Source organism: Massilia frigida (assembly GCF_011682175.1).
GTDB lineage: Bacteria > Pseudomonadota > Gammaproteobacteria > Burkholderiales > Burkholderiaceae_D > Telluria_A > Telluria_A frigida.
On record NZ_WHJG01000002.1, the window covers coordinates 207,722 to 232,385 of the forward strand.

Here is a 24,664-nt window from a genome sequence, read left to right on the forward strand (position 1 = left end):
CGCCTGGCTTACAGACTATCGAACCATCCATCAGCGGAAGGCACGCCGACCAGCTCGATCGCCGCCGCGGAATGGCCGGCCCGCTCGGGCGCATTCAGGTCGCCCGACGTGCGTGGGGCCGAGATGGTGTTGATCGCGGCGGTGATCGGAGCGTGCATATACATGACATCCGTTTCGTTCGTGACACTGGCCAACAGCCCGCGCGCGGCGGCTGCCGCCGCACTGCCGCTGTAAGCCGCCGCCCGCTCGACCGTATCGAGAGCGAAGGTGAAGGTCGATGCCACATCAATCTTGTTTGCCACCGTGGTGCTGTCAAGCAGCCCCTGGGGCGAGGTATTCGACTGGGCACCGGCCATGATCGACAACGATGCGTTGGCACGGGTCAGTACGCCCGAGTCGATCGCCTCCGACCAGAACTTGAGTCCACTTTCGGCCGGCGCCCGGTTCAGCACATTGTGGAAAATGGCGTCAACGAAGGACTTGCTGTCGCCCTGGTAGAGAAGCTTCGATTCCGCACTCAAGCCGAAGGAATCGATCAATCCCTTGATGGCTGGATCGAGCGCATATTTCGCCGCCAGCTCATTCGCACTGCGTGGCGCGCCCATGCCGATCAGCTGGTCCTGGAAGCTTGCCAGGCCCTTGGGGTCGGCCGCGCGCCCGAAATACGCAATGTACAGCGACTGGGCCAGGTCGTTGTAGGTGATGGTGAGCGGCTTGCCGTTAAATTCGATCTTTTCGATGTTGGTCAGAATATCAAGATCGGCAAAGACTCCCGCCTGGACGCGCAGTTCGGCGCCGTGTTTGACAATCGAATACCCGACCTGCTGTACTTTATAGACCACCGTGTCGATGCCGGCACCACCGTCGATGTTTTCGTTTTTCGCAGTCGCGGTCAAGCGGTCATCGGCTGCCGTTCCGATCACATTTTCGCCCGCCGGGCGGACCGCGTCACCGTGAATAGCAATGCTTAACGCGCTCGAAAAGGGGCTTTTGTCCCACCCGGGTGTGATGTAGAACTTGCCGGAATAGGGAGCGACGAAGTCACGGACCGTATCCGTTGCAGCCAGGTTGTCGTTACTGTACGCGACAACGTTACCGAACTTGTCGTACAGTTGCAAAACGAGGAACGGATATTGGTTGTTGTTGGCGTTGTTATCGCTGGACAAGGAGTAGCTCCTGTCCTGAACGGCGTCAAAAGCAAACGTAACATGATCAAACGCGGTTTTCCCGCGGTTTTGAAAATAGGCGATGGTGTTATCCCGTTGAACAACTGACGGGTCTCCAAACGGGCCGTAAGGCTGGAACGTCAAGACATGGGCGCTGGCCATCTGCGCGGCGCTCAAATCAGGCAGCGCATCAATCGTCAAATAATGCATGAATAAGGATTTCAATATGATAAAAGTTGCTTAATTATAACACATATTTCCCAATATACTTGATGATCGATACCGCCCAAGCGCCGGACGGCGTGTAATCGATACCACACCGGCAAGCAATCAAGCGGCAAGCGGCTCAGCGACGCTTGCGTTTTTTCGGTGCCAGCATGGTGCCGGTGCAGGTGGGCGCGCCGCAGCGGCATTCGAACGCCTTTTTCACGGCCGGCGTGTGGCGCTCTTCGTAGATCAGGGCGTAGTTATATTTGAGTTCTTCGTCGCGCATGATCGGGTGCAGCGCATGGATGAATACCCTGCCCTCGTCTTCCTGCGCTTCGCAATTCGGTTCGCAGGCGTGGTTGATGAAACGCGAATCGTTGCCGCCACGGCCACCGTCGATGACCATGCCGTCGGCCAGCGAAAAGAAAAAGGTATGGTTGACCGGGCCGCCGCCAGCTTCGGCGCGCGCCGCCGATTCGTCGGACGTGATGCGCTCGCCCGTGTATTCGGCGATCTGCTCGCCCGGTTCGATATCGCGTGTGGCGAATACGCCGTTGCCGTGGATGGTGGAACGCCGTACTTCGTAGCAGGCGGGTTCGGTTGTACCGGATGTGGAGGGTGTGGTCGTCATCCGCGTATTTTACTGCGCTTGCCAGCCGCCGCCCAATGACTGGATTAACGAAATCGCGGTGCTCTGGCGGTCGCCCTGCGCCTGCACCAGCGCGCGCCGCGCTGACAGCGCACTGGCCTGGGCCTGCACCACCTCGCTGTAACCGACCTGCCCCGCCTTGTAGCGATTGAGCATCTGCGCCTCGACCTGGTCGGCCGACTCGGACGCCTGGCGCCGCAGCACCATCTGCTGCGCCAGCACGCGCGTGGCGGAGAGCTGGTTTTCCACGTCGCCAAAGGCGTCGAGCACCGTCTGGCGGTAGCGCGCCACCGCCGCCTGCTGCCCTGCTTCGGCACCCGCCACGCTGGCGCGCGTGGCGCCGGCATTGAACAGGCTTTGCGCGGCGCTCAGGCCGAAGGACCACAGCGCGCTCGAGGCGCTGAACAGGTCCGACACCCTGCTGCCCGCATTGCCCACGGAGCCGGTCAGGCCGATGTTGGGATAGTAGGCCGAACGCGCGATGCCGATCTGCTCATTGGCCGACGCCACGCGCCGTTCGGCGGCGGCGATGTCGGGCCGCCGCTGCAACAGCGCCGATGGCACGCCGACCGGAATCTCGGGCACAAAGGCTAGCCACGGCGCCGCCGCCAGGGTGAAGTCGGCCGGCGCCTTGCCCAGCAAGATGGCGATGGCGTGCTCGAACTGGGCCCGCTGGCGCACCAGCGACAAGGCGTCGATCCGGGCGTTGGCCAGTTGGGTGCTGGCCTGCAGCACGTCGGATTTGGCGGCGATGCCGGCATCGAAGCGGTTCTGCGTGATCTGCAGCAGCCGCTGGTAGCCTTCGATGGTGGCCGCCAGCAGCGCCGCCTGGGCATCGGTCTGGCGCAGCACGAAGTAATTGGCCGCCAGTTCGCCCTGGGCCGACAGGCGCGCCGATGCCAGGTCGGCGGCGCTGGCGTGGGCATTGGCGCTGCCCGCGCTCGCGCTGGCGCGCAAGCGGCCCCACAGGTCGGGTTCCCAGCTGGTGCCGATGTTGAGCCGGTAGTTGTTGTCGGCGCCGGCATTGCGCGTGCCCGAGCGCTCGCCGCTGGTACTGAGCGACACGCTCGGGAACAGGGCCGCGCGCTGCTGCTGCACCAGCGCGCGCGATTGCGCATACGCGGCTACGGCGGCGGCCACGTTCTGGTTCGAGACCTCGATCTGCCCGGCCAGTTCGTTCAAAACGGCATCGTTGAACAGGGTCCACCAGGGGCCGCGGTCGAGCGCATCGGCCGGGGCGGCGGGCGACCAGCCCTGGGCTTCCTTGAATGCGGCCGGTTCAGGCGTGGTGGGCTTCACGTACGCCGGGCCGACGGCGCAGCCGCCAAGCAGGAGAGCCGCCAGCGGTAAAAGACGAAGCAACGGAATGGCGCGCATAGGAATACTCATTGTGGATTGGGTGAGGCAGCATTGTCGGAATGATGACCAAGCTGGCGCTCGGCGGGGCTGCGGCGGCGCAGCTTGTCCATCACGACGTAGACGACGGGTGTGGTGAGCAAGGTCAGTACCTGGCTGGCGATCAGGCCACCGATGATGGCGATGCCGAGCGGGCGGCGCAGCTCCGAGCCTTCGCCAAAGCCGATCGCCAGCGGCAAGGCGCCCAGTGCCGCCGCCAGGGTGGTCATCAGGATCGGGCGGAATCGCAGCAGGCACGCTTCGCGCACCGCTTCGAGCGGCGTCAGGCCGCGCGTGCGCTCCGCTTCCAGCGCGAAGTCGATGATCAGGATCGCATTCTTCTTCACGATCCCGATCAGCAAAAACACGCCGATCAGGGCGATGATTGAAAATTCCATCTTGAACAGCAGCAGGGCCAGCACGGCACCCACGCCGGCCGATGGCAGGGTCGAGAGCACGGTGATCGGGTGCACCAGGCTTTCGTACAGGATGCCGAGCACGATGTAGATGACGACGATGGCGGCCGCGATCAGCATCGGCTGCTCCTTGTTCGATTCATCGGCCGCGCGCGCCGTACCCTGGAAGCTGCCGCGCACATTGTTCGGCAGGCCGATGTCGGCCTCGGCCTGCTTCACCGCCGCCTGCCCGTCGGCCAGGTTGCTGCCCTGCGCCAGGTTGAACGAAACGGTCGTCGCCAGTTCGCCATCCTGGTGGTTGACCGAGGTCGGCGTGGAGCTTTCGGCGAAGCTGGCAATCGCCGACAGCGGCACCATGGTGGTGGCAGCGCCGCTCAAAGCCTGGCCGCTGGATGGATCGCGCGCGGCGGTGGTGTTGGCTGGCGTGGCCGCGCCGCCGGCGCTGGCGGTGCCGCGCGAGGGCAGGTACACGTCGTTCAGCGCTTCGGGCGACTGCTGGTACTGCTTCGCCACGCCCATGATCACGCTGTACTGATTGAGTTCGTCATAGATGGTGGTGACCTGGCGCTGGCCGAATGCGTTATACAGCGCATTGTCGACGTCGCGCGGGTTGATGCCCAGGCGCGCGGCGCTGTCCTTGTCGATCTGGACGAACATCTCGACGCCGTTTTCGGCCTGGTCGGTATCGACATCGACCAGCGCGCTCTGGCGCTTCATGGAATCGGCCAGCTTGCCGGCCCACAGTTTGAGGTCGGCCCGGTTGTCGCTCTTTAAGGTGTACTGGTAGGTCGAGTTGGACTGGCGCCCGCCCATGCGCAAGTCCTGCACCGGGTTGTGGAACATCGACACGCCGGTGACCTTGGCCAGTTGCGGGCGCAGGCGCGCAATCACGGCCTGGCCGCCGTCGCTGCGTTCGGACACCGGTTTCAGGTTGATGAACATGAAACCGCCGCCGGCGCGCGCGCCACCGGTAAAGCCGACCACCGTGGCCACCGCCGGGTCGCGCCGGATGATGTCGACCAGCTGCTTCAACTTGGCCTGCATGGCCTGGAACGAAATGCTCTGGTCGGCGCGCAGGCCGCCGCTGATCTGGCCCGTGTCCTGTTGTGGAAAGAAGCCCTTGGGCGCGGCGCTGAACAGATACACATTCAGGCCGATCACGAATACGAAAATGAGCATTACCAGCGCGATGCTGCCCAACGCCCAGTCGAGCGAATGCTCGTAGGCTTTGTGGATGCGGTCGAAACCGCGCTCGGCCCAGCGCGCAAGGCGGCCGGGCTGGCGCTCACGGTCGGCGGGTTTGAGCAGCCAGGCGCACATCATCGGCGTGGTGGTGAGCGAAATCACCAGCGAAATCATCACCGCCGCCGACAAGGTCACGGCGAACTCGCGGAACAGGCGGCCCACCTGCCCGCCCATGAACAGCAGCGGAATGAACACCGCCACCAGTGACAGGCTGATCGACAGCACCGTAAAGCCGACTTCGCGCGCGCCCAGCAGCGCCGCCTTCATGCGGTCCATGCCGTTTTCGATGTGGCGGGCGGTATTTTCCAGCACCACGATGGCATCGTCGACCACGAAACCGGTGGCCACGGTCAGCGCCATCAGCGACAGGTTGTTCAGGGAAAAACCCAGCATGTACATCACCCCGAAGGTGCCGAGCAGCGACACCACCGTGGCCACCGCCGGGATGATGGTCGCGCGCACGCTGCGCAGGAACAGGCTGACCACCAGCACCACCAGCAGGATGGAGATCATCAGGGTCAGCTCGATTTCGGCGAGCGAGGAGCGGATCGAGTTGGTGCTGTCGGACGCCACTTCCAGCTTCACGTCTTGCGGCAGCTGCGCCTGGAGCGAGGGAATCAGGGAGCGCACGCCGTCCACCGTTTCGATGACGTTGGCGCCGGGCTGGCGCGTGATCAGCACGATCACCGCCGGCTGGCCGTTGAACAGGCCCAGTGTATTGACGTTTTCGACGCCATCGATCACGTCGGCCACGTCGTCCAGGCGCACGGCGGCGCCGTTGCGCCAGGCGACCACCAGGCTGCGGTAGTCGGCCGCGCTGCGCCCGCCGGTGGCGGTGCTGGCCTGCGAGTAGATTTGCAGGCGCATGCCATTGCCTTCGATCGCACCCTTGGGCCGGTTGGCATTGGTCGACTGGATCGCGGCGCGCACGTCCTCGGTCGAGACGCCGTAGCGGTTCAGCGCATACGGCAGCAATTCGACGCGCACCGCCGGCAGCGAACCGCCGCCGATTTCCACGTCGCCCACGCCCTGCACCTGCGCCAGTTTTTGCTGCACCAGGTTCGATACCGACTCGAAAATCTGGCCCGGCGACTTGGTCTTGGACGTCAGCGCCAGGATGATGATGGGCGCGTCGGACGGATTGGCCTTGCGGTAGGTCGGATTGCTTTTGAGGGTGGACGGCAGGTCGGCGCGCGCCGCGCTGATGGCCGCCTGCACTTCGCGCGCGGCGGAATCGATCTTGCGGTTCAAATCGAACTGCAGGCTCACGCGCGTCGATCCGCTGCCACTCGACGAAGTCATTTCGTTCACGCCGGAGATCACGCCCAGGCGCCGCTCCAGCGGCGTGGCCACGCTGGTCGACATGGTGTCGGGGCTGGCGCCCGGCAGCGACGCGCTCACCGAGATGGTCGGGAAATCCACCTGCGGCAGCGGCGAGACCGGCAGCACGAAGAACGCGCCGATACCGGCCAGCGCGATGCCGAGCGTGAGCAGGACGGTGGCGATCGGGCGCCGCACGAATGGCTCGGACAGGTTCACTTGGCCCCCTCGCCCGCCACGATGGCGTCCTTACGCGGCCAGCGCCGCGCCAGGCTGTCGAAGCCGAGGTAAATCACCGGCGTCGTAAACAGCGTGAGCATCTGGCTGACGATCAGGCCACCGAAGATGGCCAGGCCCAGTGGGCGGCGCAGTTCGGCGCCCTCGCCCCAGCCGAGCATGAGCGGCACCGCCGCGAACAGCGCGGCCAGGGTGGTCATTAGAATCGGGCGAAAGCGCAGCAGCGCGGCCTGCCGGATCGCCTCGCGCGGGGCCATGCCCTGCTCCCGCTCCGCCTCGATGGCAAAGTCGATCATCATGATCGCGTTCTTCTTGACGATGCCGATCAGGAGAATGATGCCGATAATGCCGATCACGCCCAGGTCCTGGCCGCTGATCATCAGCGCCAGCAGCGCGCCCACGCCGGCCGACGGCAAGGTGGACAGGATCGTCAGCGGATGCACATAGCTTTCGTACAGCACGCCGAGCACGATGTAGACGCACACCACGGCCGCCAGGATGAGCCACAGCTGGTTCGACAACGACGCTTGATAGGCGCCCGCTGCGCCGAGGAAGGTCATGCTGACCGACGCCGGCAGCTTGATTTCCAGGGCGGCGGCGCGGATCGCCTCGACCGACTGGCCCAGCGAGACGCCCGGCGCGGTGTCGAAACCGATGGTGGTGGCCGGGTATTGCGCCACGTGGGTGATTTGCAGCGGTGCCGGCTGCTCGCTGATGTTTGCCACCGCCGACAGCGGCGTGGTCTTGCCGGAGCCGGTCTTGATCGGCAACTGGCCCAGCGCGGCGATCGACATGTGCGGGTCGCGCTGGGCTTCCAGGATCACGCGGTACTGGTTGGTCTCGGTGAAGATGGTTGAGACGATGCGCTGGCCATAGGCGCTGTACAGGGCGTCGTCGATGGAGGCCGCCGTGACCGACAGGCGCGAGGCGGTATCGCGGTCGATGCCGACGAAGGCCGAGACGCCGGTGGCGCCTGCGTCGGTCACCACGTTCGTCACCTGCCTGTTCTGCTGGAGGTGCTTGACCAGCGTGGCCGCCCACTGGCTGACGGTGGCGCTGTCGGCCCCCTCGAGCGAGACGCGGTACAGGGTCGGGCCGCTTTCGGCGTCGATGGTCAGGTCCTGGGTCGGTTGCAGGTACAGGGTGACGCCGGCCACGTCGGCCACGCGGCGGCGCAGGCGCTCCATGATCGCGGCCTGGCTGGACGCCTTGTCGTGTTTCAGGTTGATCAGCATGCGGCCGGCGTGCAGCATGGTGTTATTGGCCGCATCGACGCCGACGTTGGAGCTGATCGACTCCACATCGGGATCGGCCAGGATCGCATTGCCGGCCGCCTGCTGCAGTTCGGCCATGCGGTCGTAGGAAATCGACTGGCGCATTTCCACGCGCGCCTGGAGCTGGCCGGTGTCCTGGGTCGGGAACAGGCCCTTGGGAATGAGCACATACAGCACGGCCGTGAGCACCAATGTAGCCAGCGCCACCAGCAGGGTCAGGCCCTGGCGCGCCAGTACCCAGTCCAGCGCGTGGCCGTAGCGGACGATCACGCGCTCAAAAAAAAGCTGGGTGCGTTGCGCCATGCGCCCCGGCTTCTCGTCCTCATGGCTGCGCAGCCAGCGCGCCGACATCATCGGCACCAGCGTCAACGACACCACGCCCGAGATCAGGATGGTGATCGCCAGGGTAATGGCGAACTCGCGGAACAGGCGCCCCACCACGTCGCCCATGAACAGCAGCGGAATCAGCACGGCGATCAGCGACACCGTCAGCGAAATGATGGTAAAGCCGATCTGCGCCGCGCCCTTGACGGCGGCCGCCATCGGCGTTTCGCCTTCTTCGATGTAGCGCGCGATGTTTTCGATCATGACGATGGCGTCGTCGACCACGAAGCCGGTGGCGATCGTCAGCGCCATGAGGGACAGGTTATTCAGGCTGTAGCCGAGCAGGTACATGGCACCGCAGGTGCCGATCAGCGAGATCGGCACCGCCAGGCTGGCAATGACGGTGGCGCGCACGCTGTGCAGGAAGGCGAAGATCACCAGCACCACCAGCGCCACGGCCAGCAGCAGTTCGAGTTCGACGTGGGTAACGGAGGCGCGGATGCCGGTGGTACGGTCCGACAGCACGTCGAGCCGCAGCGCGCCGGGCAGGCTCGCTTGCAGCTCGGGCAGGCGCGCCTTGATGGCGTCCACCGTGGCGATGACGTTGGCGCCGGGCTGGCGCTGCACGTTGAGGATGATGGCCGGCTTCATGTTGGCCCAGGCGCCCAGCTTGACGTTTTCGGCGCTGTCGACCACCTTGGCCACGTCCGACAGGCGCACCGGGGCGCCGTTGCGGTAGGCGATGATCAGTTTTTCGTAATCGGGCACGGTCAAGAGCTGGTCGTTGGCGTTGATCGCGTAAGAGCGCGTGGGACCGTCGAAGTTCCCCTTGGCGCTGTTGGCGTTGGCGCCCGAGATCGCGCTGCGCAGCGTGTCCAGCCCCAGGCCGTAGGTGGCCAGCGCGCCGGTATCGGCCTGGATGCGCACCGCCGGCCGCTGTCCGCCGCTCAGGGTGACCAGGCCGACGCCCGCCACCTGGCTGATTTTCAGCGCCAGGCGCGTGTTGACCAGGTTCTGCACCCCGGTCAGCGGCACCGTGTCGGACGTGATGGCCAGGGTGAGCACCGGCGCGTCGGCCGGGTTGACCTTGGCGTACACCGGCGGCGCGGGCAGGTCGGCCGGCAGCAGCGAGCCGCCGGCGTTGATCGCCGCCTGCACTTCCTGCTCGGCCACGTCGAGCGTTTGCCCCAGGCCGAACTGCAGCGTGACGATCGACACGCCGGACGCGCTGGTGGAACTCATGCGCTGCAGGCCGGACATCTGGCCGAAGCGGCGTTCCAGCGGCGCGGTGACGGTGCGCGCCATGACTTCCGGGCTGGCGCCCGGATACAGCGTCTGCACCTGGATGGTCGGGAAATCGACCTGCGGCAGCGCCGATAGCGGCAGGAACTTGAAGCCGACAAAGCCGGCCAGCACGATCGCCAGCATCAGCAGCGAGGTGGCGACCGGGCGCTGGATGAACGGAGCGGATGGATTCATCGCGCGCCCTTCATTTCGGCGTTCCTTCGCGCTGGCGGCGACGTCCGCCAGCGGCACCGGCAGCCGGCTTGTCGGTCGGCAGGGTCACTTTGGCGCCATCCTTGAGACGGTCGGCGCCTTCGGTGATCACCTGCTCGCCGGCTTTCAGGCCGGTTTTTACTTCCACCTTGTCGACCGTGGCCTGGCCGCGCGTGACCGGGCGCACCGCGACCGTGCGCTCGGCCGGATTGAGCACGTACACAAAGTCTCCCGTGCTGCCATGTCGCAGCGCGGTCACCGGCACCACCACGGCATCCTTGATGGTGCGCAGTTCCAGGCGCAGGTTGACGAACTGGCTGGGGAACAGCGCCTGGTCGCCGTTGGCGAAGCGCGCCTTGGCGCGCACGGTGCCGGTCTGCACATCGACCTGGTTGTCGAGCGCCTTGAATTCGCCTTTGGCAAGCGAGTTGGTACGGGTGCGGTCGAACGCGGTGGCGGCCAGGCTGGCGCTGTCGCGGATGCGCCCTTGCAGGTCCGGCACGCGGTCTTGCGGCACCGCGAATTCGACATCGATGGGCGCGAGCTGGGTGATCACGGCGATGCCATTGGCGTCGCCGCTGCCGACCAGGTTGCCCATGTCGATCACGCGCAGCCCCACCCGGCCCGTGATCGGCGCCTTGACCTGGGTGTAGCTCAAATTCAGGCGCGCCACGCCTTCGGCCGCGCGGTCGCTCATGGCGGTGCCTTGCAGCTGCTTGACCAGCGCGGCTTGCGTGTCGACTTCCTGGCGCGCGATCGAGTCTTGCGCGAGCAGCGTGCGGTAGCGCTCCAGCGTGACCCTGGCGCCATCGAGCTGCGCTTCGTTGCGCTGGCGCGTGCCGGAGGCCTGCATCAGCGCCATCTCGAACGGACGCGGGTCGATGGTGGCCATCACCTGGCCCGCCTTGACCAGTTGTCCTTCGCTGAAGTGGATCTTTTGCAGGATGCCCGACACTTGCGGACGCACCGTGGCCGTGGCGGCGGCGGTGACGGTGCCGAGGGCGTCGAGGATGACCGGGATGTCGGTGCGTTCGGCCGTGGCCACGCCGACCGTGGTCGCCATGCCGCCGCCGCGCCCACCACGGCCCCCGCCGCCACCACCACCGGGGCCGGATGGCGCGCCCGGCGCGGCGCCTGGGCCGCTGGCAGGGCTCTGGTGGGTCAGGTACCAGGCCAGTCCGCCCAGTCCGGCCATGGCGAGCACGGCAATCACGCTACCGATGATCTTGGCACGGCGGCTGCGCCGTGGCTGGGAAGGTGATGGGTTCATGCTTTTCCTTGTCTTGATTGCAACGATTATTCAAGGAACTCTAGCACGGACAAGGTAAACGGCATGTTTCGGGGGAGACAGCAACGGGCGCCAACAACAGGCGATTCATGGGCGGTATGGACATGCGCACGCCGCCACCGGGCGCGAACGCCTGGCGCAGGATGCCTTGTCATAGGGAGCAGAGGTACTGAAGGCGACTTTGTAACAGGCTACATGGCGTTACAAAGCCGCTACAAATCGATGGCTGGTCGGGCGGATGGGCATGGACTGCCCATCCGGATACAGCGGCAAAACGTCAGGGCGCCGTGCACATGCAGTGAGTGACCGCCGTAAATGGCTTGCGGTCCTTGGCCATGTCGGACAGCCAGCCCAGTTCCTTGCTCACTTCGGCCACGGCGCTCGATGGCACGCCGGTTGGCATCAGGCCCAGTTTGACCTCGATGTTGACCGCGTGCGCGGCGCTCACGCCGAACACGGACGTGAGCACGCGCTCGAATGCCGACACCTCGCGCTCGACGTAAGCGACGCGGTAGCCGTCGGCCAGCTTGGCGCGTTTGGCGGCCGACTTGAGCGCATCGGTGTAGCTGCCGATGGTGTCGACCAGGCCGCGTTCCTTGGCCTGCACGCCAGTCCACACGCGGCCCTGCCCCACTTCGTCGATCTTCGGCTGGGTGGTCTTGCGCGCCGCGGCGGCCTTGGTGGTGAAGTCGCTGTAAATATGGTTGATGCTGCTCTGGATCAGCTGGGCGAAGCGCGGGTCGAGCGGACGCATTGGATTGTAGGCGTCGGCCAGCCAGGTGGTGGTCACGCCGGCAGTGTGGATGCCCAGTTTGTCGACCACTTTTTCGGCGGTCGGCAAGATCGCGAACACGCCGATCGAACCGGTGATGGTGGCGCGGTCGGCAACCACTTCGTCGGACGCCATCGAAATCCAGTAGCCGCCGGATGCCGCCACGCTGCCCATCGACACCACCACCGGCTTGCCGGCGGCGCGCGTCAGTTCCAGCTCGCGCCGGATCAGTTCCGAACCGAAGGCGCTGCCGCCGGGCGAATCGACGCGCAGTACGACCGCCTTGATCTGCTTGTCCTCGCGCGCCTTGCGAATCAGGTTCGCGGTGGACAGGCCACCGATCGAGCCCGCAGGTGCATTGCCGTCGCTGATTTCGCCGGCGGCCACGATCACGCCAACGGCCTCGCCCATCAGATCCGGGGTCGTGCGCATCAGGTACTCGCCGAATGCAACCTGGCGAAAGCTCGTGCCTTCATCGTCCCTGGCGCCGCGCGCGATCATCAAGGCGCGCACTTCGTCGCGCGTTTTCAGGCCGTCCACCAGTTTGCTGGAGAGGGCCAGCTTGCCGGTGTCGCCGCCGGCTTCTTCCATCAGGGCAGGAAGGTTCTCGATGCTCTTGGCGATCCAGCCGGCCGGCAGCTTGCGGTTTTTTTCGACGTCGGCGGTGTAGCCGGCCCACAGTGCCTTGTAGAGGAAGGCGTCCGCTTCGGCGGCCTCCGGCGACGGGCCATTGCCAATGTACGGCTCGGCGAAGCTCTTGTAGGTACCGACCTTCATCAGGTTGACCGTCACGCCAACCTTGTCGAGCGCATCGCGGTAGTAGTTGCGGTAACGGCCGAAGCCTTCGATCATGACCGCGCCCATCGGGTGCAGATAGACCTGGGTGGCGTGCGAGGCGATGCTGTACTGGCGCTGGTCGAACGAGCTGCCCCAGGCAATGACGGGCTTGCCGGACGCCTTGACGCGGTCGATGGCCAGGCCGACTTCATTGAGCATGGCCAGGCCGGCGCCATCCATCTCGTCGAGCAGCAGCAGCACGCTGCTGATCTGCGGGTCCTTGGCGGCCCGATCGAGCACGGTGAGCACGTCGCGCAGCTGCACCGACCTGCGTACTTCGCCAGCGCCGGCGTTGGCCATGAGCGCCTCGCGCACGTTGCCGCTGTGCTGTTCGACCAGGTTGCCCTTGATTTCGAGCACCAGCGCGGTCTGTTTCGCGATCGGCTTGACGCCGCCGCCGCCGAACATGGCGATCAGCAGGAATACGACGATGACCAGGAACAGCACGTTGAGCACGCCCCGGCGCGTGCTGTCGACCGCTCTCCAGAACACGCCGAAACCACGGCGAAGGGAAGACAAGGGTTTGAATGACATCGGTACTCCGGCAGAAAAATGAGGGGGTTGGTAAAGGCTAAACGTCTACTGTAAGCGAAATTGCCGGGTCCCGTCCGAAATGCGGGGCGCGCCCAGGGCTGGAAATCGCCCACAAGCCGGCAAACACCAATATGCCATTAATCATGAGCAACTCAAGCCCAAGGCGATAACTTCCCAACAGCAATGTTTGATTATATTCAAGGAAAGCGCAAATGACCGGCCCGCCGACGGCCACCAGCGGCACCCAGCAGTCCCTGAGCGTGCGCCGGGTCAAGATGCCGAAGGCGAACAGGCCGAGCAGCGGACCGTAGGTATAGCTGGCCACTTTCAGGATCACGCCGATCATGCTGGGACTGTCGACCCATTTGAAGGCCATCACCAGCACCAGGAACAGCAGGGCGAAACCCAGGTGCACGCGCTGGCGCCAGCGCACCTTGTCGTGCTCCGCCAGGTCGTGGCGGCGGGTCAGGCCAAGCAGGTCGATGCAGACCGTCGAAGTGAGCGCGGTGATGGCGCCGTCGGCGCTGGGGAACAGGGCCGAGATCAGCGCGATCAAAAAGATGATTTGCAGCGCCACCGGCAAGTGGCCCATGACGATGGCGGGGAACAGCTTGTCGCCGCTGGCGGACACGCCCGCCAGCGGCGCGTACAGGTACAGCAGGCCGCCCAGGAACATGAACAGCGACAGCACCACGACCAGGATCACGGTGAGGCTGAGCAGGTTTTTCTGGGAATCGGCCAGGGTCTTGACGGAGATCGTCTTTTGCATCATCTCCTGGTCCATGCCGGTCATGCTGAGGACGATGAAGGCGCCGGCCACGATCTGCTTGAGGTAGAAGTTGGGACTGTCGAAGGACGTGGTAAATATGCGCGACAGGCCGCGCTCCTGCATCTGGGCCAGGCCCTGGCCGACCGACAGGTCCATCTGGCCGAGCAGGATGGCGATGCAGGCGACCAGCCCGAATAGCATGCAGCTCGTTTGCAGGGTATCGGTCCAGACGATGGTCTTGACCCCGCCCTGGTAGGTGTACATCAAAATCATGGCCAGGATGACCAGGGTGGTGAGCCAGAACGGCACGCCCAGGCTATCGAGGATGATGGCCTGCAAAATGTTCACGACCAGGTACAGGCGCGCGGTGGCGCCCAAGAGGCGCGAGAGAATGAAGAAGGAAGCGCCGCTCTGGCAGGCGCGCCGGCCGAGGCGCTGGTTCAGGTAGTCGTAGATCGAGGTCAGTTTCAGGCGGTAGTACAGCGGCAGCAGGATGAACGCGACCGCGATGTAGCCGATCACGTAGCCGATCAGGATCTGCATGTAGCCGAAACCGTCGCGCCCCACCGCGCCGGGCACGCTGATGAAGGTCACGCCGGACAGGGTGGTGCCGACCATGCCGAAGGCGACCAGCTTCCAGTTGCTGCTTTTATTCCCAATGTAGAAGCTGTCGTTGGTGGCGTTGCGCGAGGTGGCCCAGGCTACGCCCAATAGCAGGGCAAAGTAAGCGATGAGGATGCAAAGAAGTAAAGCCGGGGACATGACATTGCCTTGGATGATAGAACCGGCAGCAATATACACCCAGCCGGGCCGGGGCAGATGTTCAAGGCCGGGAAATCAGCTCGACGATGTTGGCCCGCACCCGGTCGCCATCGACCAGCAGTTCGGCGGCGCTGACGGGCAGGCTGAAACGGCGCGGGCCGGCGCTGCCGGGGTTCAGGTACAGCAGCGGGCCGCGCTGTTCGGCCAGCGGGCGGTGCGAATGGCCATACACCACCACCCTGACATCATCGGGCAGCGCGGCCGCATCGAGCTGGCCGATATCGTGCAGCGCAAACAGGCGCACGCCGCCCACGGCCAGGGTGGCACTGTGCGGCACGCTGGCAGCCCACTCGCCCGTGTCGTTATTGCCGCGCACGACCGTCAGGGGCGCGATGGCGGCCAGTTGCGCCAGCATGGCGGCATTGCCGATGTCGCCGCCATGCACGATAAAGTCGCTACCGGCCAGGAAGGCCAGGGCTTCGGGACGCAGCAAGCCATGCGTGTCCGATAGGACGCCGATGCGCAGCAATCAGACCCCCTTACCCGCGACACGCCGGAACGGGCCGATGCAGGCATCGAAGGACTCGGCGGCGCACATCACGAACAAGAAGCCGGATGGATGAAAACGAATGAAATTGGTGCCCGTGGCGCCGGTTTTCATGACCTTGCCCGAGCAATCGGGCTTGCCGTTGACTTTGACGTTCTTGTCGACCAGCTTGTAGAAGCCGGCGGCGCTCGGCTTCGCGGGAATGTCGAAGGTGCTTTCCGAGACCTCGGCGGCGCTGATCACGAGCGTGGTGCCGTCGCCGCGAAAGCGGTAGGTTTCGGAGCAGCTGCCGTCGGGCAGCGTCAGCTTCCAGATGCCGAGGATGGGATGGCTGGCCGCCAGCGGCGCGCCGTGGGTGGCGGGCGCGAGCACGGCCAGTGACAGCGCAAGGGCAGTGAGCATACGCATGGCGGCTTCCTTTTCGGGCGATCATGGCGACAGCTTGAAGTTTGCACCATTTTGCGATTGCGTGCAGGAGGCGAGTTTTGATGTGCGGATAGCGCGATGCGCGCTGACGAGGGACGGACGGCGCCCATCCCCCTTGGGTAAGCGGGGGGCATGGCGCCCCCGCGCTGGTGCGGATTACTTGCTCTTTGCCGGCGCCTTCGGCTTGGCCGGACGGCGGCTGCGCGGAATTGCCTTGCGGGCGGACTTGGCGGCGGCTTCCTCACCGGCCGGCAGCTCAAGCGCCACCAGTTCCGGTTCCGGTTCCGGTTCCGGTTCCGGCTGCGGTGCCGGTTCAGGCGCCACGTCGGCCTGCTTGGCAGCCTTTTTCGCCGCAGGTTTACGCGCGGGGCGGCGTTTTTCCTGCACTGGCGGCGCCAAGCTCAGTTCCGCTTCGGCCGGCTGTTCTTCTTCCTCGACCTGCGGGACCGGATCGTACCAGGCCGGAGCGGCCGTAACCGGCTGCGCCGCTTCCGCTACGACGGCCTCGGCCACCGGCTCGTTGCGGTTGCGTCCTCCGCGTCCACGACGGCGCGACGACTCGGGAACCACCGGCGCCGCATCCGCCGTTTCCGGCTGCGGGTCGTACCAGGCTGGCACGCTCGCTACCGGCTCGGCGTCCTCCGCGTCGACTGCCGCTTCCTCCGCCTCCAGCACCTCCGGCGCGGCCGCGTCGACCGTGTCGTTGCGGTTGCGTCCACCACGGCCACGGCCGCGACGCGACGATTCCGGCTTGGCCGCCGCCTCTTCGGCTACCTCGGCTTCCAGCGGGGCGTCCTGCATGGCCGGCGCTTGCTGCTCCACCGCGTGCGCATGGTTGTTGTTGGCGGCATTGCTGCTGCGGTAAACGTAGGCGCCGGATTTTTCGTCACGGCCGAATTCGAGCATGCCACGGTTCTGCGCTTCTTCCAGCAGGTTGCCGAAGGTGCGGAAGCCGTAATAGGTTTCGTTGAAGTCGGGACGGCGGCGCTTGAGCGTGTCTTTCAACAGCGACGCCCAGATCTTGCCGCTGTCGCCGCGCTCGGACACCAGCGCATCGAACATTTCGACCACCAGGTCGATCGCCTGCGCCTTGCGCGCTTCGAGTTCTTCCTTGCGGCGGTTGCCTTCGTCGGGCGAACGCTTCGGCTGCGGCTGCACCTTGCGCTCGTCGCGCTTGGCGGCCGCGCGCTTCACTTCGCGCACCAGGTCATCGTAGAAAATGAATTCGTCGCAGTTCGCCACCAGCAGGTCCGAGGTGGACTGCTTGACGCCCACGCCGATCACCTGCTTGGCGTTCTCGCGCAGCTTGGAAACGAGCGGCGAAAAATCGGAATCGCCGCTGATGATGACGAAGGTGTTGACGTGCGATTTGGTGTAGCACAGGTCGAGCGCATCGACCACCAGGCGGATGTCGGCCGAGTTCTTGCCGGACTGGCGCACATGGGGAATCTCGATCAGTTCGAAGTTCGCTTCATGCATGGTGGCCTTGAAGCCCTTGTAGCGCTCCCAGTCGCAGTACGCCTTCTTGACCACGATGCTGCCCTTGAGCAGAAGCCGTTCGAGGACCGGCTTGATGTCGAATTTTTCGTAGTTCGCGTCGCGCACGCCGAGTGCGACGTTCTCGAAGTCGCAAAACACCGCCATGCTGATATTGTCTGAGGATGAAGCCATATGATCTGTTCTCTAATAATGGTTTTGCCAAGCTGATCTTGGATTATACGCAACAACCCGATATGGGCAATTACTGCCAGCTTTCGGGTGTGGCGCGGGCGCTGTAACCGGAGACGAAGCGGGTGGCCGCGCCGCTGGCCGGGTCGTACACATGGCGCTCCACGCGGCCGATGTCGGCGCCGTACACGTGGATGCTGACCGAGACCGCGCCGGGGCTGGCATTCGAGACGCGGTGAATATCGCCCACGCTGGGCGAGACGATGTCGATCGCGCCCGCCGCCAAGTGATGGGCGCCGAGTGCGGCCAGCGGGCCGGCGCCCATGGGAGGCGCGAATTCCTCGCACTGTTCGGCGCCGCGCAGCACGCCGACCATGCCCCAGACGGTGTGGTCGTGCACCGGTGTGGCCTGGCCCGGACCACACACGAAACTCACCACCGAAAAGCGGCCGAGCGGGTCGCAATGGAGCAGGTATTGCTGATAGCGGTCGGGATGGGGCTGGGCGAAGGCGGCGGGCAGCCAGTCGTCATGCATGACGAGATCGGCGAGCAGCGCCCTGCCCTGCTCCAGCATGCGGGTTTCGTCGTGCGCCGCCGCATCGGCAAGGCGGGTAAAGGCGTGCACGAAGTCGCGCAGGCGGGCCGGGTTGTTCATCGCTTCAGCTCCAAGGTGCCCCTTCGCGCGGGGCGGGTGCGGTGAATATAACATTGTCCTTGCGCTTGACGCGGCTGGCCGCCGCTGGCACACTCCGGGCTTCTATTGACTTTCCACAGGAGACTACACCATGCATACGAATGATATTGCCCTCCTGTCGGCCGCCTGATCCGCCACAACCCGCCTGCCTGCTGTTCCTCTGGACTGAGCATCGTGTGTTGATGCGCGCCTGATCGCGCGCCGACCTCCGTTTTCCTTTGCCTGCGTGCTGTTGCGCGCGGCTTGTGCCCGCGCGCGTCGCGGGCTTGACGAATCCGGGAACACCTTCTCACCATGATCCACATCGATTTTGAATCACTGCGCACTATCGGACTGACGCAATCGGTCGCCAGCCAACTCGCCACCCTCGACGAACTGGCCGAGGGCACGCGCCTGGCGCGCGTCACTGAAATCCACCGCGACTGGGCCGTCATCCACGACGGTGCCTTTGAGTCGCGCGCGCGCTCGCTCAACCGGCTGGTCCAGTCGCTGCAAGCCGGCGGCGACGCCCTTGCCGTGGGCGACTGGGTACTGGTCGAAACCCACGCCCACGACGAGCAATGGCTGTCCGAACGGCTGGCGCCGGTCACGCATCTGGCGCGCCGCACCAGCGACGGGCGCCGCCAGTCACTGGCCAGCAATGTCGACACCGCGCTGCTGGTCATGGGCCTGGACCACGACTTCAACCTGCGCCGGCTGGAACGCTACCTGGCGCTGGCCGAATCGTCCGGCGTCGAGCCGGTGGTGGTGCTGACCAAGGCCGATATCGGCATCGACGTCGAGGAACGCATGCGCCAGCTCACGGAGCGCCTGCCGCGCCGCGTGCAGGCGTTTGCGCTCAACGCCCTGGGCGACGAGCCGGCGCGCGTGCTCGCACCCTGGCTGGCGCCGGGGCAGACGCTGATCCTGCTCGGCACCTCCGGCGCGGGCAAGTCGACCCTGACCAATGCGCTCTCGTCGAGCAGCCAGGAAACCGGCGGCGTGCGGCGCGGCGACAACCGCGGACGCCACACCACCACCGCGCGTTCGCTGCACCAGTGCCCGAGCGGCGCCTGCATCATCGACACCCCCGGCCTGCGCTCGTGGCAGCCGGATGCCGACGAGGAAGCGCTGGCGGCCAGCTTCGACGACATCGGCGAACTGGCGCAGCATTGCCAGTTCCGTGATTGCGCGCATGAAGAGGAACCCGGCTGCGCGGTGCGCGGCGCGGTCGATCCGGACCGTTTGCTGAACTACCGCAAGCTGCTGCGCGACGCCCGGCGCAGCCAGCAAACGCCGCTGGAACGCATCGCCGCCCGCAACAAGTGGAAGGTGATCATCAAGGCCCATCACGCCAAGGGCCGGCAGCAGCACGACTAAGGCGTCTGCTGGCCGACCCGCTGCTCGACTTTGGCGCGCTCGATGAAACGGGTAACGTCTTCGTCGAGCAGCAAGCCCTGGTCGCGCAGGGCTCGCGCGGCAAGCGCCACCGCCTTGGCGTATTCCAGCCGCGTGGGGTAGCGCTGCGAGAGCGCGCGGCGCGGGTCGCCCGCGCGCGGCAGCGCCGCCAACGGCACCGACAATCCATTCAGGCCGCATAGCTGGCCTTCCGCAAAACCGCCACGGCGCAGGTTCCAGCCTGCGTAGGTGGCCAGCGGCACCTCCACATCGGGCAGGCGGATGCCTGCGATATCGTGGCCGTCCACATCGGCCATCGGCACCAGTACCTGATAGCGCTTGTCCGCCGCCGGCTTGGGCGGCAGGCTGGCGTAATCGACCACCGTCAATTCATTCAACCCTTCCGGATACGTCACGCCGAGCGCGCGCAGGTCCGGAAAACCGACCGCGTCGCGCTGCGGCGGCACCAGCATGGCGTCGCCGATGCGCGGATAGCGGCTGGCCGGCGGCTCCTTGCCGCTGCGCGCCCACGCCACCAGATGATCGAGCAGCACGCGCACGGCGGGACCCTGCTGCGCCGTATTATTGGTCCACTTGCAGTTGCCGACCGTCGCCCGGCTCGCCGTCATGTGCTGGGTCGACGCCATGAGATAGGTGCGCACGCCCGGCGGCAGCGCGATGTCCTTGCCGGCGCCGTCGCTCACCACCAGCGAGGCGCGGCCCTGCCAGAATTCGGTGCTGCTGTCGACGTGCATCAGCTTCGGACAGCTGTCGCTGGCCTGGCAGCGCGCGAAGATGCCGTCGGTGGCGCCACTGACCGGATCGGTGGTGACGGCGTAACTGAATGGGAACTGGTCGCCGTAGCTCCAGTGGTTCAGGTGCTGGGTGGAGTAGCGTTCCGGCCGGCCGAAGCGGCGGTTGACGAAGCTCTTGCGGCTGCCGGCGATGAGCGGCATGGCGCCGTCGAATACCCTGCCGCCGCGCGGGTCGGCATTGAAACCCTGCCAGATCAGGTCACGCAGAAAGCGCCCCGACTGCGACACGCCCATGGCCAGCGTGACGTCCGGCTTGATGTCGGCCAGCGGATTGGGCTGGCCGGCGCCGTCGGCAAGGCTCGATTTGAGGTGGCTGGCGACGTCACGCAGCGCCGCCATGCCCAGGCCCATCACCACCGGATCAGCCGCCTCGTACTGGAACTGGTAGATCGCGCCGGCGTCAAACCCGCGCGGGCGGGCGACCTCGATCCGCGTGGGACTGTGGTAACTCCACGCGCTGGCCGGCAGGGTCACAGGCACGGCGGTGGCATGGGCGCGCACGCTCAGCACCGCCCCGGCCTGCCCGCTGGACGCCGCCGGATACGCCAGGTCGATGGTGCCGGTGGGCTTGATGTCGTCGAAGATTTTCTCTTCGACGCTCTGGCCGGTGAGCGGCTGGCCGTCCGCGCGCGCGACGGGAAAGGCGGTGCCGGCCACGTCGCCGTTGGCCGCGATGCCGATATCGCCCTGCCAGCCGATCCACGCCAGCGTATGCCCGCGCCGCATCAGGAAGCCGTTGCCCGTGTCGCCTGCGCCGGCCTCGTTGACCATCTGGAGCGCCAGCTTGCCGCCACGGTTGGGGATATCGAGCAGGAGCACGCGCGAGGCCCGGGCCGCGTCGCGCGGGCGCAGGAGGATCACGTCGGTATCGTACTTGACCCAGCCGCCGGTGGTGGGCGCCTTGTCGAGGTCGACGATGGCGCGGTTGGCCGGGTGATGCGGGTCGATGCGCATATGCGCGATGGCGACGATCTTCTCGTAGGCGCCCGCGTCCTCGAAGACCTTGCCGTCAAAGGCGGGGCCACGGCTGACGATTTCCAGGCGTTCGACCTGCGCGGCCGGCGAACCCGGACCGCCGGGCGCGGCGCAGGAGGCCAGCATGGTCAACGCGAAAAGGCAGGACAGGCGGCGCAGGCAGGTCAATTGTTGGCTCCTTGAGATGAGCCAGACGATAGCATGGCAGGCCGGGTCAGGCAAAGACCAGCGAGCGGTGGGCCGCCGTGCCGGCGCTCACGCCATCGGCGGCGGCCCAGGTGGCGTTGTGCCACATGCGCGCCACGTCGCCGGCCGCGAACACGCCGCGCACGCTGGTTTCCTGGAACTCGTCGGTGCGCACATATGCACCGAGCGGGCCTTCGTCGAACGCGCATCCGAGCTGCCGCGCGAGCGGGCTGGTTGACACCTGCGTGGCCAGGAAGGCGGCATCGGCCGGCACCAGTGTGCCATCCGCAAGGATAATCCCATCCAGCGCCGGCGCTGCGCCGCCGAGCGCCACCACCGGACTGTGTTCGATGCGGATGCCGCGTGCGCGCAGGACCTGCTCCTGTTCCGGGTCGAGCGCGATGCCGTTGGCGCAGTAGGTGACGAACGGCGACCACTCGGCGATCAGCTGCGCCATGTGGGAAGACATCGGCATCACGCCGATCACCGCGAGCTGCCGGCCCAGGAATTCGTAGCCGTGGCAGTAGGGACAGTGCAGCACCGAGGTGCCCCAGCGCTCGCGCACGCCCGAAATCGAAGGGAACTGGTCGACCACGCCACTGGCCAGGATCAGGCGCTTGCCGCGCATGCGCTCACCGCCTGCCAGGACGACTTCGAAGCCGCCGTCGACAGGGGCCGCGCTGTCGACCATCGCATCGATGACGCTGGCGCTAGGATAGGCCAGCAGCTGGCGGCGCGCATCGTCGATGATGGCGCGCGGGGCGCGTCCGTCGTGGCCCAGGAAGCCGTGGGCGGCGGCGGCGAAGCGGTTGCGCGGCTGGCCAGCGTCGATCACGCGCACCGGACGGTTGGCGCGCGCCAGTTGAATGGCGGCCGCCATGCCGGCGAAGCTGCCGCCGACGACGATAAAGTCTGTATCCATCATATGCCTTTTGGCTTGTTGGCACCCCGGCCAACTCGCCGGGATTTAATGTAACAATGATAGTTACGTTAACCGGCGATGTCAACCGGAGGATGGTCGCGAATGCGCAAGCGGCCGGGGGACGCGGTTTTTGTTACAGTAGCGGGATCATGAAACCAGAACACCTCCAGCTGCTGCTGACCCGTGAGATGCCTTACGGTAAATACAAAGGCCGCGTCATCGCCGACCTGCCCGGCCACTACCTTGGCTGGTTCGCGCGCGAAGGTTTTCCGCGCGGGGAAATCGGCGAGCTGCTGGCGCTGATGTACGAGCTCGATCACAACGACCTGCGCAGCCTGCTCGATCCCCTGCGCGGGCGGCGCTGATCCGTGCACTGACGGTCAGCCCGTCGCCGTGCGCTCCCCACGCGAGCGATTGCTGCCTGCCGCCGCGATCACTTGCCGGAAAAACGCGACCAGTTCGGGTACATGGGCATCAAAGGTGAAGAGCGCGCGCTGCGACCACACCTGCTCGCGCAGCGCGTCCATGTGCGGACGGTCGCGCAGCAAGGCGCCCAGGTGCGCGATGGAATCGTAGAACAGGCCGGTGCCGAGCGTGCGCGACAATGACTGCGTCGCGACGATGGCGCCCTCGTTGCGGCGCTGGATCATCGGCAGGCCGGCCGCCGCCAGCGTCGCCATGCGCGCCGGATAGTTCAGGTCATCCCAGTTGGCGCGCCGCAGTTCGCCCTGGTTGGTGCTGGCGAAGGCGTGCAGCCAGCCGGCGTCGTAGCGCGAGAATTCGTCGACCCAGCGCGACTGGTCGACGTTGGCGTGCAGGTGCAGGTGGCGTGGCGCCAGGCGCCGTGCGTCGGCGATCCATTGGCGCCACTGGCCGTGCGTGAAGTCGCCGTAGAAATGCAGGTGGATGCCCTGGGCCGCCAGTTCGCCGACGGTGTGGGGATGCAGGCCGATGGGGCGGCCGGGAACCACGGTGTGCAATTCGCCGTCCCCGGCGGCGGACAGCAAGGGTGTGCGCACGTCGCCGAACCAGCTCGCCTTGGGCAGGTCGCCATCGAGCACATGGCAGGGCTTGGACGTCGACAAACCCGGCAAGACCGTATCGAACCAGTCGCGCATTTCCGGGCTGCTGAAAATGCAGCCGTCGGCCAGCTCGAACAGGTCGATCAGCTGCGGCCAGCTGCCTTTTTCAAGGCAGATGAACGGGCCTTCCTTGAAGTGCCACACGAACGGCACGCCGGGCGTGGCCAGCATCAGCTCGTGGCAGAACGGCACCGCCTGCCAGTTCAGCTGGGCGTGGATGATGTGGGGCCGCAGCTGCGCGAGCGCCTCGCGCCAGCGGCTCAAGCGCACTTCGCGCACATGGCCGAAGGGCAGCGGCCCGACCGTGTTGTACCAGTACGGCGCGCGCATCCACAAGCCGTGCAGGGTGTGGCCCTGCTCTTCCAGCGCCAGCACCCGGTCGGCGTTGTAGGCCAGTTCGCCGGCCAGCAGGATGGTCAAGCCATCGTCCGCAGGCGGCGTGGGCGGGCGCGCGCGCATGGCGCGGTACTGCGCCACCTCGTCGATCGCGTTGCCCACCGTAGTGTGGAAGCGCAGCGGCTCGCGCACCCGGTAATGCTGGCGGAACGGGTTGATGCCGCCCGCCGGCTCCTGCATCAGCTTGTGGCGCTGGGCCGGGTGGCTGGTCCAGTCGCACGTTACCCGGCCGGTGCCGGTAAAGGCGCCCTGCGCGCGCAGGCGCGACCAGAACAGGCGTTCCAGGTCGTCCGATTCGAGCTCGTCGCGGTCGGTCCAGCGCAGCTCGCTCCTGCGGTACATGCACTGGACCAGTTGCAGCGCGCCGCCCGCGATCAGGCCGTCGGCTTCGCGGTTGTAATGATGGCGCACGCCCGCGTAGGCGAGAACGGCGCCGGGATGGGCGTGCAGCGCCGCGCACAGCGAGGCCAGATGGTCGCGGTAGAACACATCGTCGCTGGGCAGGCAGGCGATCAGCGGCGCGCGCGCCAGGTCCAGCGCGCAGTTCAGGGCGTTGCCCAGGCCGGTGTTGTGCGGCAGGCGCCGGTAGCGCACGCGCGCGTCAAGCAGGAACGGGGCGACGATGGCGGCCGTGTCGTCGGGCGAGCCATCGTCGATGAGGATGGCTTCCCAGTCCTGCATGGACTGGGCCAGCAGGCTGTCGAGCGCGCGCCGGATGAAACCGGACTGGCCGTAGGTCGGCATCAGCACCGTGACTTGCGGATCGGTAGGGGAAGGGATCATCAAAGCGGACTCTTCAAAGGGGTGGTTGACCTGTGAAGAAAGCATGCGCGGAAAATACGCGCCTTGTTTGATGTTGAGCAGAGGTGCGCGCGATCGGCGAT

At 66.0% G+C, this 24,664-nt stretch carries 17 protein-coding genes; 2 read left to right on the plus strand and 15 right to left on the minus strand.

Annotated features, from left to right (window positions below; all coding sequences use genetic code 11):
• Positions 1–8: 8 nt before the first annotated feature.
• The 12 genes from F2P44_RS03250 to F2P44_RS03305 all read right to left on the minus strand — a co-directional run bounded on the left by F2P44_RS03250 (position 9) and on the right by F2P44_RS03305 (position 17,988).
• Positions 9–1,376, minus strand: a complete 1,368-nt coding sequence (locus F2P44_RS03250; RefSeq protein WP_167084983.1) for a DUF4214 domain-containing protein — start codon at positions 1,374–1,376, stop codon at positions 9–11.
• Between the two features lie 136 nt (positions 1,377–1,512).
• On the minus strand, positions 1,513–2,004 hold the full coding sequence (locus F2P44_RS03255) for an SET domain-containing protein (RefSeq protein WP_167084985.1): 492 nt from the start codon (positions 2,002–2,004) through the stop codon (positions 1,513–1,515).
• Positions 2,005–2,013: 9 nt separating this feature from the next.
• Positions 2,014–3,399, minus strand: coding sequence for an efflux transporter outer membrane subunit (locus F2P44_RS03260; RefSeq protein ID WP_167084987.1), 1,386 nt, complete (start codon positions 3,397–3,399; stop codon positions 2,014–2,016).
• A gap of 8 nt (positions 3,400–3,407) precedes the next feature.
• Positions 3,408–6,617, minus strand: a complete 3,210-nt coding sequence (locus tag F2P44_RS03265) for an efflux RND transporter permease subunit (RefSeq protein WP_167084989.1) — start codon at positions 6,615–6,617, stop codon at positions 3,408–3,410.
• On the minus strand, positions 6,614–9,712 hold the full coding sequence (locus tag F2P44_RS03270; protein ID WP_167084991.1) for an efflux RND transporter permease subunit: 3,099 nt from the start codon (positions 9,710–9,712) through the stop codon (positions 6,614–6,616). Before F2P44_RS03270 ends, F2P44_RS03265 begins: the two co-directional genes overlap by 4 nt.
• Positions 9,713–9,722: 10 nt before the next feature.
• Entirely contained in the window at positions 9,723–11,000 is a 1,278-nt protein-coding gene (locus F2P44_RS03275) for an efflux RND transporter periplasmic adaptor subunit (protein ID WP_167084993.1), read from the minus strand.
• A 295-nt stretch (positions 11,001–11,295) separates the two neighbouring features.
• Positions 11,296–13,161, minus strand: a complete 1,866-nt coding sequence (sppA, locus tag F2P44_RS03280) for a signal peptide peptidase SppA (protein ID WP_167084995.1) — start codon at positions 13,159–13,161, stop codon at positions 11,296–11,298.
• 37 nt (positions 13,162–13,198) lie between these two features.
• On the minus strand, positions 13,199–14,692 hold the full coding sequence (locus F2P44_RS03285) for a sodium:solute symporter (RefSeq protein WP_167084997.1): 1,494 nt from the start codon (positions 14,690–14,692) through the stop codon (positions 13,199–13,201).
• Positions 14,693–14,753: 61 nt separating this feature from the next.
• Entirely contained in the window at positions 14,754–15,221 is a 468-nt protein-coding gene (locus F2P44_RS03290) for a metallophosphoesterase family protein (RefSeq protein ID WP_167084999.1), read from the minus strand.
• Positions 15,222–15,647 carry a hypothetical protein gene (locus tag F2P44_RS03295; protein ID WP_229423350.1) on the minus strand — a complete coding sequence of 142 codons (426 nt, stop codon included), beginning with the start codon at positions 15,645–15,647 and terminating at the stop codon, positions 15,222–15,224.
• Between the two features lie 174 nt (positions 15,648–15,821).
• On the minus strand, positions 15,822–17,336 hold the full coding sequence (locus F2P44_RS03300; RefSeq protein WP_167085000.1) for an NYN domain-containing protein: 1,515 nt from the start codon (positions 17,334–17,336) through the stop codon (positions 15,822–15,824).
• 70 nt (positions 17,337–17,406) lie between these two features.
• Positions 17,407–17,988 carry a cysteine dioxygenase family protein gene (locus F2P44_RS03305; protein ID WP_167085001.1) on the minus strand — a complete coding sequence of 194 codons (582 nt, stop codon included), beginning with the start codon at positions 17,986–17,988 and terminating at the stop codon, positions 17,407–17,409.
• A gap of 333 nt (positions 17,989–18,321) precedes the next feature.
• On the opposite strand from F2P44_RS03305, the gene rsgA reads away from it, so the two are divergent.
• Positions 18,322–19,386, plus strand: a complete 1,065-nt coding sequence (rsgA, locus tag F2P44_RS03310) for a ribosome small subunit-dependent GTPase A (RefSeq protein ID WP_167085003.1) — start codon at positions 18,322–18,324, stop codon at positions 19,384–19,386.
• Here rsgA and F2P44_RS03315 read toward each other — a convergent pair.
• Both F2P44_RS03315 and F2P44_RS03320 read right to left on the minus strand, forming a co-directional pair.
• The gene (locus F2P44_RS03315) at positions 19,383–21,362 is read right to left on the minus strand and encodes an alpha/beta hydrolase domain-containing protein (protein WP_167085005.1); all 1,980 of its coding nucleotides are present in this window, start codon (positions 21,360–21,362) and stop codon (positions 19,383–19,385) included. The two genes, rsgA and F2P44_RS03315, sit on opposite strands and share 4 nt — an antisense overlap.
• A gap of 46 nt (positions 21,363–21,408) precedes the next feature.
• Positions 21,409–22,302 carry an NAD(P)/FAD-dependent oxidoreductase gene (locus tag F2P44_RS03320; RefSeq protein WP_167085007.1) on the minus strand — a complete coding sequence of 298 codons (894 nt, stop codon included), beginning with the start codon at positions 22,300–22,302 and terminating at the stop codon, positions 21,409–21,411.
• Positions 22,303–22,451: 149 nt separating this feature from the next.
• Here F2P44_RS03320 and F2P44_RS03325 point away from each other — a divergent pair, with 149 nt between their 5' ends.
• Entirely contained in the window at positions 22,452–22,667 is a 216-nt protein-coding gene (locus F2P44_RS03325) for a DUF3820 family protein (protein ID WP_054263608.1), read from the plus strand.
• Between the two features lie 15 nt (positions 22,668–22,682).
• Here the strand turns inward: F2P44_RS03325 and F2P44_RS03330 are convergent, their stop codons facing one another.
• Positions 22,683–24,563: a glycosyltransferase gene (locus F2P44_RS03330; RefSeq protein WP_187363225.1), complete on the minus strand. Its 1,881-nt coding sequence runs from the start codon at positions 24,561–24,563 to the stop codon at positions 22,683–22,685.
• Positions 24,564–24,664: the final 101 nt, after the last annotated feature.